The sequence below is a fragment of the Jatrophihabitans sp. sgz311053 genome, from assembly GCF_056135305.1.
Map to the genome: position 1 here is coordinate 1369214 of NZ_JBWAXP010000001.1, position 17216 is coordinate 1386429.

General features: G+C 69.3%; 13 protein-coding genes. All 13 read right to left on the reverse strand.

Going from position 1 to position 17216, the window contains the following annotated elements:
• Window positions 1–33: 33 nt before the first annotated feature.
• Complete coding sequence (locus tag AC0NZQ_RS06290) at window positions 34–2778, reverse strand: hypothetical protein (RefSeq protein WP_474528805.1); 2745 nt, start codon at window positions 2776–2778, stop codon at window positions 34–36.
• A complete protein-coding gene (locus AC0NZQ_RS06295; RefSeq protein ID WP_474528806.1) occupies window positions 2775–3503 on the reverse strand; it encodes a PilW family protein in 729 nt (242 codons plus the stop codon). Before AC0NZQ_RS06295 ends, AC0NZQ_RS06290 begins: the two co-directional genes overlap by 4 nt.
• The gene (locus AC0NZQ_RS06300; RefSeq protein WP_474528807.1) at window positions 3497–3952 is read right to left on the reverse strand and encodes a hypothetical protein; all 456 of its coding nucleotides are present in this window, start codon (window positions 3950–3952) and stop codon (window positions 3497–3499) included. The genes AC0NZQ_RS06295 and AC0NZQ_RS06300 overlap by 7 nt, the downstream gene beginning before the upstream one ends.
• Window positions 3953–4053: 101 nt before the next feature.
• Complete coding sequence (locus AC0NZQ_RS06305; RefSeq protein ID WP_474528808.1) at window positions 4054–4569, reverse strand: prepilin-type N-terminal cleavage/methylation domain-containing protein; 516 nt, start codon at window positions 4567–4569, stop codon at window positions 4054–4056.
• Between the two features lie 176 nt (window positions 4570–4745).
• A complete protein-coding gene (locus tag AC0NZQ_RS06310; RefSeq protein WP_474528809.1) occupies window positions 4746–5249 on the reverse strand; it encodes a prepilin-type N-terminal cleavage/methylation domain-containing protein in 504 nt (167 codons plus the stop codon).
• Window positions 5250–5367: 118 nt separating this feature from the next.
• Window positions 5368–6624, reverse strand: a complete 1257-nt coding sequence (locus tag AC0NZQ_RS06315) for a type II secretion system F family protein (protein WP_474528810.1) — start codon at window positions 6622–6624, stop codon at window positions 5368–5370.
• The gene (locus AC0NZQ_RS06320; RefSeq protein ID WP_474528811.1) at window positions 6621–7952 is read right to left on the reverse strand and encodes a type IV pilus twitching motility protein PilT; all 1332 of its coding nucleotides are present in this window, start codon (window positions 7950–7952) and stop codon (window positions 6621–6623) included. Before AC0NZQ_RS06320 ends, AC0NZQ_RS06315 begins: the two co-directional genes overlap by 4 nt.
• 231 nt (window positions 7953–8183) lie before the next feature.
• Window positions 8184–9848 (reverse strand): GspE/PulE family protein, encoded by a 1665-nt coding sequence (locus tag AC0NZQ_RS06325; protein WP_474528812.1) that lies wholly within the window; start codon window positions 9846–9848, stop codon window positions 8184–8186.
• A gap of 83 nt (window positions 9849–9931) precedes the next feature.
• Window positions 9932–10366, reverse strand: coding sequence for a CBS domain-containing protein (locus AC0NZQ_RS06330; RefSeq protein ID WP_474528813.1), 435 nt, complete (start codon window positions 10364–10366; stop codon window positions 9932–9934).
• Between the two features lie 16 nt (window positions 10367–10382).
• On the reverse strand, window positions 10383–12431 hold the full coding sequence (locus tag AC0NZQ_RS06335; RefSeq protein ID WP_474528814.1) for an LAGLIDADG family homing endonuclease: 2049 nt from the start codon (window positions 12429–12431) through the stop codon (window positions 10383–10385).
• On the reverse strand, window positions 12428–15880 hold the full coding sequence (locus AC0NZQ_RS06340) for an error-prone DNA polymerase (RefSeq protein WP_474528815.1): 3453 nt from the start codon (window positions 15878–15880) through the stop codon (window positions 12428–12430). The genes AC0NZQ_RS06335 and AC0NZQ_RS06340 overlap by 4 nt, the downstream gene beginning before the upstream one ends.
• 40 nt (window positions 15881–15920) lie before the next feature.
• A complete protein-coding gene (locus AC0NZQ_RS06345; protein ID WP_474528816.1) occupies window positions 15921–16157 on the reverse strand; it encodes a hypothetical protein in 237 nt (78 codons plus the stop codon).
• 83 nt (window positions 16158–16240) lie between these two features.
• Window positions 16241–17122 carry a GNAT family N-acetyltransferase gene (locus tag AC0NZQ_RS06350; RefSeq protein ID WP_474528817.1) on the reverse strand — a complete coding sequence of 294 codons (882 nt, stop codon included), beginning with the start codon at window positions 17120–17122 and terminating at the stop codon, window positions 16241–16243.
• Between the last annotated feature and the right edge of the window lie 94 nt (window positions 17123–17216).

Sequence of the window (17216 nt, forward strand, 5' to 3'; positions counted from 1 at the left end):
GGGTGTGGGGGGCGCGAACGGCAGAGGGGCAGGTCATGGCGACGCCGGCGGATTCGTGCCCGCGGAGAGGCTGACGATGTCCCACGGGCGGGCGTAGTTGCCGCTGGTGGCCGGCGGCACGTACGGCAACTCGGCACGCTGCAGGTCGACGTACGTGTACTGCAGCGTCGTCCCGCTGAGGTTGACCGATCCGGAGATGACACCGTTTCCGCCGCGGAAGGACTGGTAGACGCCGCCCTTGATGTTCAGGTAGCCGACGTAGTCGCCGCGGTTGTAGTTGTCGGTTCGCAGCGAGCCGGAGAGGGCGAAGACGGCGGCCTCGATGGTCCTGTTCGCCGGGCTCGCCATGTTGCGGTACTGCTCGGCAGGGTGGGCACTGGCGTAACCGCCGTTCGTGATCAGCGAGTTGGAGCTCGAGGTCAGTCCGGTGATGTCGTTGGGGCACCAGCCGGGGCTGGTGTTGTTGATGTCGGTGGCGTCCTGGTCGACGCAGCTCACCGGGTGGTAGTTGCGCACGTTCTGGCCGGCGGCGATCGAGACCGCGTCGGTGTCCGGGGTGTAGCCGGTGGGGTTGGTGATGTCGCCGGTGATGATCACGTCGTTGTCGGCGACGAGGCTGAGCTTGCCCTTGTTCGCTCCGTCGACGTACAGGTCGCCGGGCTGGTTGCTGCCGCCGGAGCCGGCGTAGGCACCGCTGGCGGTGGTGCCGGTGTTGTACTCGGTGACGTCCTTGGGGTTGGGGAAGTAGCTGACGCCGCTCGGCGGGGTGTAGGTGTAGTCCGACTGTGTGACGGTGAAGCTGAACGCCGGGGTGCCGGAGCTCCACGACCCGCCGGAGTAGACCTGGCGCTTGACGGTGAGCGTGATCGGCGTCGCCGTCAGCGTCTCGGTCGCCGGGGTCGGCATCGTGAAGAACGTGTCGGCGCCGGTGCCACTCTTGGCAATGGAGCCGGTCGTGGTCGAGACCGGCGTCGGCGTGCCGACCGTGGCCGTGGCAACGTAGCGCCGGCTGCCGGCGACATTGGCCTTGGCCAGACGGGCGTTGGCGGCGTTGACCAAGCAGGCGGCCTGGTCGGCGCTCGTGCCGGTGACGCAGCTGGCGGGGGCCACGTCGGCGACGATGGCGTTCCGGACGGCCTGATAGGCGCCGCCGGTCTGGGTGACGCTCGGTGACAGGCTGGGCCCCAGCTGGTTGTACTCGCATTCGAAGAGCTGCCGGTTCGTTGCGGTGGCGCTGCCGCAGCTGGTCTTGGTGTACGACAGCCACCCGGTCGAGGTCGTCGCGTCCGTGGCCGTGCCCAGGTTGGTCCAGGCGCAGGGCTTCGAGGCGCCGGCCGAGTAGAGCACGCTCGTCGAGCAGGCGGCCCCGATCGCGGAGCTGTCGTCGTGCTTGGTGACGTCGCTGGGAACGTCCGTCGACGGCACCCAGAAGACCTCGTTGGTTGCGCTCGGCGTCTGCGTCGCCTTGGTGGGGTTCGCCGGCCACCCGCCGCTGGGCGCGGTGCCCTTGTTGCGGACGACGATCGCGCCGCTGCCGTACTTCGTGTAGTCGAGGGTGAAGTTCCGGACGCCGTCGCTGCTGATGTCCACGGTGGGGTAGCAGCCGCTGCTCGAATCGGTGTTCCTGGCATTGGTGCGCGGGCTGGTGATGGTGGCGGTGCCGTCGCCGTTGAGCTTGACGCGCGTCGGGCCGCTGTAGACGCAGGCGTTCTTGGGGACGCCGTCCTGGCCGATCGTCGCGTCCAGCTGCAGATCCGCCGCGGCGACGGTGGGGAAGTTCGTGGTGTTGGTCATCGTCGTGCCGCGGTAGTTCTGACCGGGGGGTGGCTGCGGGTTGGTGTAGCGCTTCGCGTCCTGGTCGTCGTAACCCCACATCGTGTAGACGGGCTGGTTGAAGCGCGGCCCGCTGCCGTTGCTGAGCAGGGCGTCGCGGGTGAAGGTCTTGCCGTCCTGCACCATCGACGAGCTGAAGACCAGGTCGCAGCCGCCACTGCGGGTGACGCTGGTGCCGCTGCTGAGGCTCGAGGTGGCGCCGAGCCGGCCGTCCTCGCCGTAATCCGAGCCATTGGCATTGCGCCCGGGCGACGACGCCGACTCGTAGTACCAGTGCTGGCCGCAGTTCGCCGCGGTGTCGGGGCCGGTGGTGTCCGGGCCGGCCCAGGTCACGTAACGCGGTACCGAGGAGTTGTTGTACCGGTAGGACGACGACACGTTGCCGTAGATGCCGCTGTCGGAGAGGTAGATCTTGCGACCGGGCGTGTAGTAGCCATTGAGGAAGGCCGGGGCGAACGATTCGTAGTCGGAGTAGTAGCCATAGGAGAGGATGCTCGGCTGCAGCGAGAGGTCAGCGACAACGGTGCGCGTGACGTCGTGCGAGCGTCCGGTCGAGGTGACGCGGACATAACCGTCCGACGTCACGTTCTTCGCGGTGGTCCACGAGTACGACTGCGCGGTCCCGAGGGAGGGTCGGGTCTGGTTACTGACGTTGTTGCTGCTGGCGCCCAACGCGTCGGGGCAGACCCGTGACTGCGACCGGCACCACGGCAGGCTGACCAGATAGGCGATGACGTCGTCGACGCCGGAGCGGGCGGCCTCGGTCGCGGCCAGGGCGTCCTCGCTGTTCTTGGCTTCGCTGATGTTGGGCACGACAGCGGCGAGGGCGGCGGCCACTCCCAGCGTGACGAGGGTGGTGACGAGCAGTGCGAAGATCAGCGCGAAACCGCCCTCGCCGTCGCCGGCCCGCCGACGGCGGAGGGTCTCGTGCAACCGGGAGGTCATGACGTCGCCCCGGTGATGGCGACGGTGGACGACAGTCGCTGCACGGTAGTGCCGGTCTTGCCGGGGGCGATCAGCTGAATCCCCACCGCGGCAACGCTGCTGGCGGTCATGGCTGGCGTGCACTGCGTCGCGGGCTCGGTCGCGCTCGTGCAGTAGGTGAACACCGGGACGGGCGACTTCAGAGTGTCGTTCGCGATGGCACGCAAGAGCGTGACGGTCGAGGTCGGCTTCGACGGGTCGGGGTAGTTCGTCGTGTAGTCGTAGGGCGAGGGATAGGTGGTGTAGGCGATCTTGGGCGCGTAGGTCTTCTCCACGAGCTGGCCGTTCACGATCGAGATGTCGATCTTCGTCGGCGGCGTCCGGGTGGTCGACCCGCTGCGGCTCGCGGCGTTGAGGTTGCTGTAGAAGACGACCCGGTACGGGGTGAGCACCTCGAAGCGACCGGTGGGGAACCCGGCGCGGGCGGTGGGCGTGTCGGCGTAGCGCAGCAGGCTGCCGATGCTCTCGATCGCCACTCGCGCGTCGGCACCCACCATGCTCTCCTCGCCGACGCGGTCGGTCTGCCGGGAACTGACGATGAAGAAGGAGAGAGCGACCGCGCCGAAGATGGCCATCAGGGTCATGCCCACCATGAGTTCGATGAGGGTCGTGCCGGCGTCGTCGCCAAGGCGTCGCTGCCCGGGCGCGCGGTGCCCCATCCGCACCGCGCGCAGCCGGGTCAGCACGCCAGCTCCGTCGCGACGACCACCCGGTCGGCCGCCTTGGCGGGTGGCCAGGTGACGGTGGTGGTCACGATCATGTAGGGCCGGGCCGAAAAGTTCGGCGTGGCCGGGCAGGCGCCGATGACGCTGTCGTCCGATCGCTTGATGCTGACCGAACGGGTCAGCGTGTAGGTGGTGCCGTTGACCGACATGGCCGTCGGGCCGGTGGCCCGGGGGTAGTTGGGGAAGCGCAGAGCGCGCGCCGACTGCAGATCGCGCTGCGCCAGGTTGGCAGCGGTGACACGGTCGGTGCTGGTCTTCGAGGTCGTGGTGGCGTTGACGGTCGCGGTGACCGACGCCGCCGCCACGGTGGCGAGCAGGGTGAAGGCGACCAGCGCCTCCAACGTCGTGAAGCCGCGGTCGTCACTTCGGTCAACTCGACGGAGTCGGGGACGGACCCGGGTGGGGGGCATGGGTCACCTCCATCGCAGAAGTGGGGATGTGGAGTTGGGAGCCGGCAGACGCCGGCCGATCGGGGTGGGACGCCGGTCGCGTCCCACCCCGAGCGGAGGCATTACTTGATGACGCCGCCGGCGTTGCTGTTGTAGCTGTAGTTGTTGCCGGTGGTGTCGGCGTTCTTCTTGCCGTCGGGGTTCCAGGTCGTCATGGTGACGGCGCCGCCGCTGTTGGCGAAGTGCAGGTGGGTGCCATCGGAGAGGTTGACGCGCTCGTACTGGTAGGAGCCGGCGGAGCCGCACTGGAACTGGAAGGCGCCGGTGACGTCGGTCAGGCTCGACAGGGCGGCGGGGGTGGCGGCGGTGTCGACCAGCGCGGTGGGGTAGCTGTTGCCGTTCTCGCTGTAGCACTGCTGCAGGGCCGAGACGGCGGCGCGCAGGTCGCTCTGCGAGGACTTGTCGTTGGCGCCCCTCTGGTAGTTCAGGTAGAGCGGGATCGCGATGGCGATGAGGATGCCGATGATCACGACGACGACGAGCAGCTCGATGAGGGTGAAGCCACCCTCGCCGTTGTCGCGCTTGGCCTTGAGGTCGTGGTACTTGCCGATCAGCGTGTCGAACGGGGTGCGGGACATGGTGTGAGCCTCCGGAGACTCGTGCGGGGAAGAACCGGTTCATCGGGGGAGGTGAACCGGGGGCCGGCCCTGAGCTGGACCGGCGCCGCGCGTGGGGGACGGCGCGGACGTCGAAGGCCCTCCCGGGTGGCCGCGAGCGACGATGTCGCCCGCGGCCACCTGTGGTGGAGCTGGTGCTACTTGATGACGCCGCCGGCGTTGCTGTTGTAGCTGTAGTTGTTGCCGGTGGTGTCGGCGTTCTTCTTGCCGTCGGGGTTCCAGGTCGTCATGGTGACGGTGCCGCCGCTGTTGGCGAAGTGCAGGTGGGTGCCATCGGAGAGGTTGACGCGCTCGTACTGGTAGGAGCCGGCGGAGCCGCACTGGAACTGGAAGGCGCCGGTGACGTTGGTCAGGCTCGACAGGGCGGCGGGGGTGGCGGCGGTGTCGACCAGCGCGGTGGGGTAGCTGTTGCCGTTCTCGCTGTAGCACTGCTGCAGGGCCGAGACGGCGGCGCGCAGGTCGCTCTGCGAGGACTTGTCGTTGGCGCCCCTCTGGTAGTTCAGGTAGAGCGGGATCGCGATGGCGATGAGGATGCCGATGATCACGACGACGACGAGCAGCTCGATGAGGGTGAAGCCACCCTCGCCGTTGTCGCGCTTGGCCTTGAGGTCGTGGTACTTGCCGATCAGCTTGTCGTACATGGTGAGCCTCCGGGACTCTGCGGGGGGTTGTCCGGAACTCGGGGGCGAGGACCGGAGGGTCGGCCGGCGGGGACGGGCCGTCTCCGTGCTGGGCACGGAAGTTCGGTGATGGGCCTTGCTATTGGTTGCCGATGTTCTGGTAGATGGAGAACATCGGCAGGTAGAGGCAGATGACCATGACGCCGACGAGTGCGCCCATCACCACGACCATGAGCGGTTCGATGGCGGCGGTCAGCGACTCGGTGGCGGTCTCCACCTCGTGGTCGTAGAAGTCGGAGATCTTGTCGAGCATCGCGCTGATCTGGCCGGTCTCCTCGCCGACCTCGATCATCTGCACCACCATCTGCGGGAAGACCTCGTGGTGCGACAGCGGTGCCGACATCGGCTGACCCTGCTTCACCGCGTTGGCGACGTCCTTCATCGCGGCACCGATCACCGCGTTGCCGGTCGTGCCACCGACGACGTCCAGAGCCTGCATCACGGGGACGCCGACGCCGAGCAGGGTGCCGAGGTTGCGGGAGAAGCGACTGATCGCGATCTTGGTGAAGAGCTTGCCGAAGACGGGGACGCGCAGCTTGAGGGCGTCGAACTTCAGCCGCCATTGCTCGTCGGACTTCAGTTTCTTTTTGAAGGCCCGGACGCAGGCGAAAGTGATGGCGCCGGCAAGCGGCAGGATCCAGAGCGCGTTGTGCGACAGCGTCACCATGATCTGGGTCGGCAGCGGCAGCTTGCCACCCAGGTTGGCGAACATCTTCTCGAAGATGGGGACGATGAAGAGCAGGACGCCGGTGATCATGAGCAGGCTGAAGCAGATGACGATGACCGGGTAGGTCATGGCCGACTTGATCTTGGCCCGGAGGTTGGCGTCCTTCTCGAAGTTCTGCGCCAGTCGTTCCAGGGCCTGGTCGAGGAAGCCGCCGGTCTCGCCGGCCTTGATCATCGCGACCATAATGACCGGGAAGATCTTGTCGTGCTTGGCCATGGCCTGCGACATCGACTGGCCGGTCTCGATGTCGCGGCGGACGTCCCGGATGGCCTGGGCCAGGACCTGGTTGTCGGTCTGCTCCTCGAGAATGGTGAGCGAGCGCAGCAGGGACAGCCCCGACGAGGCCATCGTCGCGAACTGCCGAGAGAAGATGGCGAGGTCCTTCAGGCCGACCTTGGGGCCGAGGCCGGGGAGCTTGATCTCGCGCTGCAGGCCGACACCGGACTGCTGGATGAACAGCGGGGTGACGCCCTGCGCCTTGAGGGCCGACGCGACCGCGGTCTCGTCGCGGGCCTCCAGCGTGCCCTTGCTCCGCTTGCCCTTCGTGTCGACGGCCTCGAAGGCGAAGGTCTTGTCCTTGGCTGCCTTGGCCTTCGTCGGGGCGCTCACGAGGCACGTCCTGCGAGCCGACGGAACTCCTCGGGGGCGTGGCAGAGCGTCAGTGCCTGCTCGTAACCGACGGCACCCTCGCGGACGCGCTCGGCCAGGTGGGCGTCGAAGGTCAGCATGCCGTCGCCTCCGGAGGACTGCATGAAGGAGGGGATCTGGTGGTTCTTGCCCTCGCGGATCAGGTTGCGGATCGCGGCGGTCGCGAACATGACCTCGCAGATCACGGTGCGGCCGGAGCCGTCGGGACGGCGGGCCAGCGACTGGGTGACCACGCCCTGCAGCGCTGTGGAGAGCTGCGCTCGGATCTCCTGCTGCTGGTGCGCCGGGAACATGTCGATGACGCGGTCGATGGTCTGCGCGGCCGACTGCGTGTGCAGGGTGGCGAGCACGAGGTGGCCGGTCTCGGCCGCGGTCAGCGCCGTCGAGACCGTCTCGAGGTCCCGCATCTCGCCGACCAGGATGATGTCGGGGTCCTGCCGCAGCACGTGCTTGAGGGCGTCGGCGAAGCCGTGGGTGTCGACGCCGAGCTCGCGCTGGTTGACGACGCACCGCTTGTGCTGGTGCATGAACTCGATCGGGTCCTCGATCGTGACGATGTGGTCACGCCGGGTCCGGTTGGCGAGGTCCAGCAGTGCGGCGAGCGTGGTCGTCTTGCCCGAGCCGGTCGGCCCGGTGACGAGGACCAGGCCACGCGGCAGGCTGGCGAAGCGGGCGATCTGCTCGGGGATGCCGAGGTCGTGCAGCGCCTTGATCTCGTGCGGGATCGAGCGCATGACCGCGCCGTAGCTGTTGCGCTGCTGGAACAGGTTGATCCGGAAGCGGGAGACGTCCGGCAGGCTGTAGGCCAGGTCGAACTCGAGGTCGGCCTCGAAGCGGGCCCACTGCTGGTCGTCCACGACGCAGCGGACGATCGCGTCGGTGTCCTTGGGCTCCAGGACCGCCCAGCCGGCCAGCGGGTTCAGGTCGCCGTGCAGCCGCATCACCGGCGGCACCCCGACGGTGAGATGCAGGTCCGAGCCGCCGCTGCGGACCATCGTGGTGAGCATGGTGTCAAGCGAGCGGCGGGCGTCCGACCGGTCGACGCGGCTGACGGCGGCCGGCGGGACGGGCGCGGGCACCGGGCTCGGCGCGGCGGTGCTGGTGTGGTGGCCGAAGTCGTACCCGGTGTCGACCGGGTGGGGCTGGTAGCTCGGCGCCGGCGGGTAGCCCGGCTGCGGGTAGCCCGGCGGTGGGAAGTTCGGTGTCGGGTAGCCGGGCTGCGAGTAGCCGGTTGCCGGGTGGGGCGCGGGGAGCGGCGACGCGTCCCACGAGGTGCGGGGAGTGGTCATCGTCGCCTCCTTTCGCGCCAGACGTGAGCAAGACCTAACGCAGAACTTACACACGCAGATCTAACGCTTCAAGAGGTTGCACCAGTCTTCTTCACGCGCATTTAACGGCTGGAAGCCGGAGAATCCGGACGAAGCGAAGGGTGATCCGGGACCTTGGTCCGTCACCGCGCGGTCCCTTGGTCGTTGGCGGGACCCGCCGACCTGAGTAGGGCGGTAACCGGCGACGCGCCGTCAGACGGCGACGCGGAGCACCTCGGCGAGCGACGTCTCGCCGAGGGCGGCCTTGCGCAGTCCGTCGTAGCGCAGCAGCCACATGCCCTGGTCCAGCGCAACGTGCTGGATCTCGTTGGCCGACGCCCGCGCGACGGCGAGACGCTCGACCTCTTCGGTGACCGGCATGACCTCGTGCAGGGCGATCCGGCCGCGGTAGCCGGTGTTGGCACACGAGCGGCAGCCGGTGGGCCGGTAGAGCTGGGTGGGGTGGCCGAGCAGCTCCGCCGGCCAGCGGGACGCCGTCAGCTCCGCCGGTGTCGGCGTGTACGCCTCCTTGCACCAGGTGCAGAGCCGCCGGGCCAGTCGCTGCGCCATCACGCTGTCCAGCGACGAGCCGACCAGGAAGGGCTCGATGCCCATCTCCACCAGGCGGGTGACGGCCGACGGTGCGTCGTTGGTGTGCAGCGTGGAGAGCACGAGGTGGCCGGTCAGCGATGCCTCGATGGCGAGCTGGGCAGTGGTGCGATCGCGGATCTCGCCGATGAGCACGACGTCGGGGTCGGAGCGCAGGATGGCCGGCAGCACCGCGGCGAAGGTGAGGCCCGCCTTGTGGTTGACCTGCACCTGGTTGACGCCCGGCAGCCGGTACTCGACTGGATCCTCGACCGTGATGACGTTGACCTCGGGGCTGCTGATCGTGTTCAGCGCCGCGTAGAGCGTCGTGGACTTCCCCGAGCCGGTCGGGCCGGTCACCAGCACCATGCCGTGGGGCTTCTTCAGGGAGCCGACGAAGCGGTCGTAGTTCTCGTCGGTGAAGCCGAGGCGTTCGAGGTCCAGGTCGACGCCGCCGGTGTCGAGCACCCGGAGCACGATCTTCTCGCCCCACACCGTGGGCAGCGTCGCGACGCGGAGGTCGACACTGCGACCGCCGAGGTTCATGGTGATACGACCGTTCTGCGGGACCCGTCGCTCGGTGATGTCCACCCCGGACATGATCTTCAGTCGGCTGATGAGCGCCGACTGCGCGGTGCGGGGCACGGTGTCGATCTCGTGCAGCACGCCGTCGATGCGGAAACGCACCCGCAGGTCGCCGTCAGTGGGCTCCAGGTGCATGTCCGAGGCCCGGTTCTGGATGGCCTGCTCGATGAGCGAGTTGACGTAGCGGACGATGGGCGCGTCCTCGGCGTCTGCCGTGACGACCACGTCGAGCTTGTCGTCCTCGTCGTTGGACTCGACCTCGTCGAGGTCGTTCTCGGCGCGCTGGTAGCGGTCCAGCATCTTGATGAGCTCGTCGCGGGCCACCGACACCGGCCGGACCGGCATGCCCGTGGAGGCGCGGACGTCGTCGAGGGCGAGGACGTCACCGGGATCGGAGAGCGCCACCACGAGCTCGCCGCGCTCGATGGCGATGCCGAGCACCCGATGCCGGCGCGAGAGCGTCAGCGGGATGGCGCTCACCGCGGCGGGGTCGAGGGGATAGGTCGACAGGTCGACGCTCTCGATGCCGTAGGCATCGGCGAGCACCTCGGCGAGCTCGACCTCGGTCACCGTGCCCTGGTCGACGAGGACGTCGCGGAGCGGCCGGCCGGTCTGGTTGGCCAGCTCGACGGCGGCGACGATGGCGGAGACGTCGAACCCGCGATGGCGCAGCGCGTCGAGCACAGGCCCGTGCGTCTCGTACATCGCGTGTCCGTTATCCGTGTGACTGGTGTGATGGCGCCGGCAGCACCATCGGCCGGGTTACCCGGGACTGAAGCGAGCCAACCTCAGCCGGCGATGTACTGCTCCAGCTGCTGCCGGTCCTGCTCCAGCTGGGCGATGCGGGCGGCCACGACGTCACCGATGGAGACGATGCCGATCAGCGAGCCGTCGTCGATGACGGGCATGTGGCGGATGCGCCGCTCGGTCATGGCCTCGGCGACGCGGTGGACGTCGTCACCGCTGCTGCAGCTGACGACGGTGGTGGTCATGATGTCGGCCACCGGCCGCTGCAGGATGCCCGCGCCGTCGCGGGCGATGCGGCGTACGACATCGCGTTCGGAGACGATCCCGGCGACGCCGGCCTCGTCCACGGCCAGCAACGCGCCCACGTTGTGCTCGGCGAGGGTCGCGAGGAGCGTGGTGACGGGATCGGACGGGGCGATCGTGACGACGGCGGCTCGATCGTGGCTCTTGCGGCGGAGCAGGTCGGAGATGTTCACGGTGGTCACCTCTCGCTCAGGTCGAGTGCGTGGGCCCACCTTGCCGCAGTGCGGCCTCAGGCGCCAGGCCTCGGCGGATCTCACGGCTGCTGCTGCGGTTCCGGTGCACCCCGGCGCGCTCGTAGAGCTCGTCGAGGTAGCGCGGGGGCGCGTACGTTCCGGCGCCGCCACCCGGGTACCGCCGCAGGTAGGAGGCGTACTGCTCCGGGAAGGCGCCGCGCAGCCAGTCCAGGAAGTGCTCGCGCACCCCGCCGCGCAGGTAGAGCGCGCTGATGCCGAGCAGCCGCCCGCCGGCATCGTCGATGGCGGTGACCACCTCGCGCAGCTGTGCCGGTGAGTCGCTGAGGCCGGGGAGGACGGGCGCGACGAGGGCCCCGGTCCGGACGCCGGCGGCAGCCAGCTCTGCCATCGCCGCCACCCGCCGTCGCGGGTTCGGAGTCCCCGGCTCGCTCGCCCGCCAGATCTGCTGGTCCAGCGTGCCGAGGGAGAAGTTGACCTGCACCGGTTGCCTGGCTGCGGCCTCGGTCAGCACGTCGAGGTCGCGGGTGACGAGCGGGGACTTGGTGAGGATGGAGAACGGTGTGCCCCGCTCGGTCAGCGCCTGCAGCACGCCGCGGGTGAGCCGGTACTTCGCCTCCGCGCGCTGGTACGGATCGGTGTTGGTGCCCATCGCCACCGCCTCGTTGCGCCACGACGGCCGGGCGAGTTCGGCCCGCAGCTTCTCGACCGCGTTGATCTTGACCACGATGCGCCGGTCGAAGTCGCGGCCGAGGTTCAGGCCGAGGTATTCGTGCGTGGGGCGGGCGAAGCAGTTGTGACTGACAACCCCATTGGCGATGAAGTCACCGGTGTCGGTGCTGATGTCGTACATCGGGATGTCGACGCCGAGGTCTTCGACCCCGACCACTCGCAGGTCGGCGTCGGTCTTGATGGCTACGTGGTCGACGACCCGCTTGCGAGTGGTGGCCGGATCGGTGAGGAGGAAGAACCGAACCCGCTCGCGGAGGCCGCCGCGAAGCCGAACGGTTCTGACGCCGTTCGCCTTCGGCACGTCGAGTACGACGTCGAAGCCGAACGATGCCGCGGCGTCCATCGTCTGGCGAAGCATGTCCGGGTCGGCGTTGCTGATGCGCAGGACCCCACGCGAGTGCGAGCCCTCAGCGTCGAAGACGCCGGCGAGGAATCCTCGTCGCCACTCCGGGTCAGGTTGGCCTGGCCATGCGATGGCGCTGACGAGCGCGCGAACGTCGGCTTCGCGCGACGTCCGGATGGCATCGAGCGGACGACGTGTGGATGTAGCCGGGCTGAAGGTAAAGGTGGTGGTCGCGATACCGAGCTCATCGAGTAGGAAGCGTCGCGACCGCTCGAGGGGTTCATAGTCGACGAGTGCGAGTCGGAATCGGTGCACTGTTCCGTGAGAACGACCCGGACGTTCGTACTGGTACGAGCCGAGGTGCGCATCCCCACGAATCATTCCCGTCAGATAGCCACGTCGGTAGGCCGAGGTCTCCGTCGGTGTGGCGGGGAGTGTGCCGAGCCCCAAGAGGGAGTTCCGCGTCGTCAGATGCGGCCGCTGCGCTGGTGCGGCTGCGTTCGTGACGTGCTTCCAGCCGCGTTCGGTCAGGAAACGGTGGTCGCCGCTGGCGACAAGGGTGGTGCCATCGGCCAGGGTCACCCGGTACGCACGACGCATCGTGCGCCACTGGTCGCGCACCGTCGTCGGGGCGTAGCGACGGTAGGAACGGCTGCGAACGGTGCCGTACACGCGATCGCCGGGCCGGATCTGCGAGATGACCTTCGTGCGTCCGTTCGCCATGAGGACCAGGGTGTCCCCTGCCAGGCAATAGGAGCACGCATGACTGCAGCCGCGGTAGACGTTGATCGTCCAGTTGGTCGGTGCCCGCGAGCCGTCCGGCACGTGGTTGAGGATCGACTTGGCCGTCACGTGCAGGAACTCCAGACCCGACATGCGTCCGGTGCCGAGTTCGGGCACCAGGAGCTCCTCGGTCGAGAAGAGGCCGGGTGACTCGTCGCGGGTGGTCGGCCAACGGAGCGCGTCGCTCACCGGAAGTCCCGCGACTGGTTGCGCAGGCCGAGGTTGAGGCGCTCCAGCTTCTCGGCGAGGACGTTGATCACGCCGTCCTTGGTGTTCTCCAGCATGCCACGGATGAGCAGCCCGCCCGATTCGCGGGCGACGCGCCGGTACTTCTGCCAGACGATCTCGTCGACGATCACGTTCACCATGCCGGTCTCGTCCTCGAGGTTGATGAAGGTGACGCCGCGCGCGGTCGCGGGACGCTGCCGGTGGGTGACGACCCCGCCCACGAGCACCCGGGTGTGGTTCGGGATCGCGCGCAGATCGCGGGCGGTGATGATGCCGCGGGCGGCCAGCCGCGGCCGGATCAGCGCCGTCGGATAGGTCGTCGGGGTGACGCCGGTGGCCCACATGTCGGCGATGAGCTGTTCGGGCTCGGTCATGGTGGGCAGCTGCGCCGGCGCGGCCTCGTCGAAGACGGCGAGGTCCAGCTGGCCGGGACGTGCGGTGGCGGCCGCACCGGCACCCCAGAGCGCGTTGCGGCGGTCGGCGTCGAAGCAGGCGAAGGCGCCGGCGGTGGCGAGCGCCTCCACCTGCTCGGCGCTCAGGCCCACTCGACGGGAGAGGTCGGCCATGGAGGCGAACATCCCGCGCGTCCGCTCGGCCACGATGGCCTCCGCCAGGTCGTCGCCGATCGTCCGGACCGAGCCGAGCCCGAGGCGGACCGCCGGCTGCGGAGCGTCCAGGCACGCGCACTGCGACGGACCGTCGGCCGCTTCGAGCGACGCGCCGGCCAGGGAGTGTTCCAGTGACGGGCCGCGGACCTCGACGCCGTGCCGCTTCGCGTCGTGGACGAGCGACTGCGACGAGTAGAACCCCATCGGCTGCGCATTGATCAGAGCTGCGCAAAAGGCCGCGGGATAGTGCAGTTTGAGCCAGGAGGAGGCGTAGACGAGTAGCGCGAACGAGATCGAGTGCGACTCGGCGAAGCCGAAGGAGGCGAAAGCGCGGATCCGCTCGAAGATCTGGTCGGCGACCTCGCCGGCGATGCCGTTGCGCTCCATGCCCTCGTAGAGCCGCTTGCGCATCGCCTCGATCTTGTCGTGACCGCGCTTGGAGCCCATGGCCCGGCGCAGCGTGTCTGCCTCGGCGGGGGAGAAGTCGGCGACGCCGACCGCGATCTGCATGAGCTGTTCCTGGAAGAGCGGGATGCCGAAGGTCCGTTCCAGCGCGGGTTTCAGGCGCGGATGTGGGTACGAGACCGGTTCGTCGCCGTTCTTGCGGCGGATGAAGGGATGCACCGAGTCGCCCTGGATGGGTCCGGGACGGATGAGGGCGACCTCGCACGCCAGGTCGTAGAAGCGATCGGGTTTGAGCCGCGGCAGTGTCGCCATCTGGGCGCGGGACTCGACCTGGAAGACGCCGACCGAGTCGGCCCGCTGCAGCATCGCGTAGACGCAGGGCGCCTCCTTGGGGATGGTCGCCAGCTCGTAGGTGACGCCGTGGTGCTCGGTGATCAGGTCGAAGCAGTACCTGATCGCCGAGAGCATGCCGAGGCCGAGCAGGTCGAACTTGACCAGGCCGATGTCGGCGCAGTCGTCCTTGTCCCACTGCAGCACGGTGCGGTCGGCCATGCGTCCCCACTCGACGGGACAGACGTCGATGACGGGGCGGTCGCACATCACCATGCCGCCGGAGTGGATGCCCAGATGTCGCGGGGTGTTCTGCAGCTCGGCGGCAAGGGCGAGGACCGGGGCGGGGATGTCGGCCGGGACGGTGTCGATGCTCTCCGGAACGCCCTCGCGGTCGGGCAGGGCGGTGGGCTGCGGGATGTTCCCCGCCTGCGGGTGGCTGGGGGTGTAGGCCCAGTAGTAGCCCTGCTCGATCTCCTTGCTCCAGGCGTCCTGCTGGCCTTGGGAGTAGCCGAGTGCCTTGGCGACGTCGCGGACCGCGGACTTGGGGCGGTAGGTGATGACGTTGGCGACCTGCGCGGCATGCTCGCGGCCGTGGCGCCGGTAGACGTACTGGATGGCCTCCTCGCGCCGGTCGGACTCGATGTCGATGTCGATGTCCGGCGGCTCGGCGCGCTCGGGGGCGAGGAAGCGCTCGAACATGAGGCCGTAGAAGACCGGGTCGACCGCAGTGATCTGCAGGGCGTAACAGACTGCGGAGTTCGCGGCGCTGCCCCGGCCCTGGCAGAGGATGCCGTTCTCGCGGCAGAAGCGGGCGATGTCCCAGACGACGAGGAAGTAACCCGGGAAGTGGAGCTGTTCGATGATCTCCAGCTCGTGCTCGATCATCTCGTAGGCCTTGGCCTCGTGCGGCTGGCCGCCGAACCGCATCGTCGCGCCGTCGTAGGCGAGCTTGCGCAGGTAGGACATCTCGTCCAGGCCGTCCTCGCACGGGAAGGGCGGGAGGTCAGGGGCGATCAGCCGCAGCGGGAAGGTGATCTCGCCGCCGAGCCGGGCGGCGTTGCGGACGGCATCGGGCCAGCGGGCGAAGCGGGTGGCCATCTCGTCCCCCGAGCGCAGGTGCTGCCCGGACCATGCCGGCAACCACCCGTCGATCTCGTCCAGGCTGCTGCGGGCGCGGACGGCGGCCATGGCGGTGGCCAGGGGCCGGCGCGGCGGACCGTGGTAGTGCGCAGCGGTGGTGGCCACCAGGGGCAGCCGGAACTCGCCGGCCAGCGCCGCGAGCACCTCGTAGCGCTCGTCGGCCAGCGGATCCAGCTCGTAGGTGAGCTCGACGGCGACGTTGTCGCGGCCGAAGCTCTGTACGAGCCGGTCCAGTGCGCGCCGCGCACCGGCCTCGCCGTCACGGTCCAGGGCACGGCGCACCGCACCCTTGCGGCAGCCGGTGAGGACGAGCCAGTGCCCCGCGGCCGCCTCGGCCAGCGCCTCGACGTCGTCGTAGCGCGGCCGGCCCTTGGCGCCGCCGCGCAGGTGCGCCTGGCCGATCGCGCGGGAGAGCCGGGTGTAGCCCTCGGGGCCGCGGGCGAGGGCGAGCAGATGGGTGCCGGGCGGATCGGGGTTGCCGACCCGCACGGCCAGGTCGGCCTCGGAGCGGGTCCGGGCCACGGGGGTGTCGAGCGAGAGCTCCGCGCCGTAGCCCGCGGCCAGCCCGTGCGCGCTCGCGGCCTCGGCGAAGCGGACCAGGCCGTAGACGCCGTCGTGGTCGGTGAGGGTCAGCGACTCCAGCCCGAGGGCGACGGCCTCCTCCACCAGCTCCTCGGGCGAGGAGGCGCCGTCGAGGAAACTGAACGAGGAGTGCGCGTGCAGTTCCGCGTACGGCACCGCCGTTGTCGGGCGGGCCACCGGCGTCGCCTCGTAGGCGTCCCGTTTCCGCGACCAGGCGGGGGAGTCGCCGCCGTCACCCCGCGGGAGCGGGCCGAGCGGAACCTTGCGGGCCGGTGGCTCGGGACGCCCCGACAGCCGCCGCTCGAGCTCCCGCCAGGGGATCTCCGGATTCTCCCAACCCACCGGTCGAGCATAGAACGGGTGTTCTAAATCTGCACATCGGTCAGGTGAGCCGGAACTGGAACTCCTCGTCGTGCGAGATCGCCCGGGCGTAGGCGACCATCTCCGCTTCGGAGAGGCTGACGCCGATGCGCCGGAGGGCGAGGACGGCGATCGGCGCGATGTCCTCGGCCGGCTCGCCGGTGTGCTTGTCCCGCAGCTCGGCGTCGACCTCGTTCACACGGGCGTGCGAGCGGGTGAAGATCGACTTGCCGCCCCCGATATTCATGTCGAACACCATGCGGGCCACTATGGCACGCCGCGGTCCGGCCCGCCGGGCGTCAGACGTCGAAGCGCCCGGGGCCTTCACCGAACCGCGCCGCCTCATCGGCCTGCTCTCGCTGGAGGTCCAGTCGCGGCGGTAGCCGCACGAAGCCAGCCGACTCGTAGGTGGCGATGGCGTTCGGCAGCGAGCTGGGGGTGCAGACCTGAACGCTGGTCGAGCCCATCTCCCGCAGCCGGGTGGCGGCGGCCCGGCAGATCCAGGGTCCCGTAGCCGCGGTGTCGGTGGTCGGCGTGTACCCCCAGCGGTTCGATCAGAGCCGGCCTCCCGGGGCCGGATGACCACACCGTCAGCGTCGCCACCGCCACCCCGGCCGAATCGCGGGCGAGAAGGCACCGGGCCTCGGCGAAGGCCGGCCCGGCTGCCATGATCTGCCACCTCTCGTCGGTGAATTGCGGGTTGCCCCACGCCGAGCGATGCACGGCCGTGCACTCGGACAGCTGATCGGTCGAGGCGACGACCTCGACCTGCAGTGGCAGTGGCGGTCGCGGGTCGGGCGAGCCGAGGTCCAGGCGCAGCGGCGTCCACGACTCACCCTCGCTCCAGCCGTGAGCCCGCAACAGTTCCTTCACTCGGCTCCCGTCGGGGGCCTCGATGGCCGCACTTCCCGATGGCAGCACGCCGCGGTCCGGATCGGAGACGTCGGCGACGACGCGTCGAGCCAGCTCGTCGCTTCGCCACATCGCCGGTGCCACGGTGGTGCGCAGCACCTCCGGCCCGTCGAGTAATCCGATCGCGACGATGTCGCCGTGCCAGCTCCAGAGGCGCAGGGCAGCCCCCAGCTGGTCCGCGCCGGATCGCCAGGCCCAGCCAAGATCGCCCGGGTGCAGCTGGATCGGCGCATTCTCACGCTGCCAGCTGCGGAGGATGTCGATTACCTCGCCGAGTCGGGATGCGCTCGGCTGTTCCAGCTCGATCACCATCGGCTGATCACATCACCTCGTCGTGGTCGTCATAGGCGGCTGGCCGTGTGCTGCCTGCGGTTCCGGCTTCCCGACAGCGGGGCACCCTGGGATC

Coding starts and splice junctions, on each gene's coding strand:
- AC0NZQ_RS06305 (WP_474528808.1), bottom strand. CDS start 4,569: ATGTCCCGCACCCCGTTCGACACGCTGATCGGCAAGTACCACGACCTC.
- AC0NZQ_RS06345 (WP_474528816.1), bottom strand. CDS start 16,157: ATGGTGTTCGACATGAATATCGGGGGCGGCAAGTCGATCTTCACCCGC.
- AC0NZQ_RS06325 (WP_474528812.1), bottom strand. CDS start 9,848: ATGTACGAGACGCACGGGCCTGTGCTCGACGCGCTGCGCCATCGCGGG.
- AC0NZQ_RS06300 (WP_474528807.1), bottom strand. CDS start 3,952: ATGCCCCCCACCCGGGTCCGTCCCCGACTCCGTCGAGTTGACCGAAGT.
- AC0NZQ_RS06290 (WP_474528805.1), bottom strand. CDS start 2,778: ATGACCTCCCGGTTGCACGAGACCCTCCGCCGTCGGCGGGCCGGCGAC.
- AC0NZQ_RS06350 (WP_474528817.1), bottom strand. CDS start 17,122: ATGGTGATCGAGCTGGAACAGCCGAGCGCATCCCGACTCGGCGAGGTA.
- AC0NZQ_RS06310 (WP_474528809.1), bottom strand. CDS start 5,249: ATGTACGACAAGCTGATCGGCAAGTACCACGACCTCAAGGCCAAGCGC.
- AC0NZQ_RS06320 (WP_474528811.1), bottom strand. CDS start 7,952: ATGACCACTCCCCGCACCTCGTGGGACGCGTCGCCGCTCCCCGCGCCC.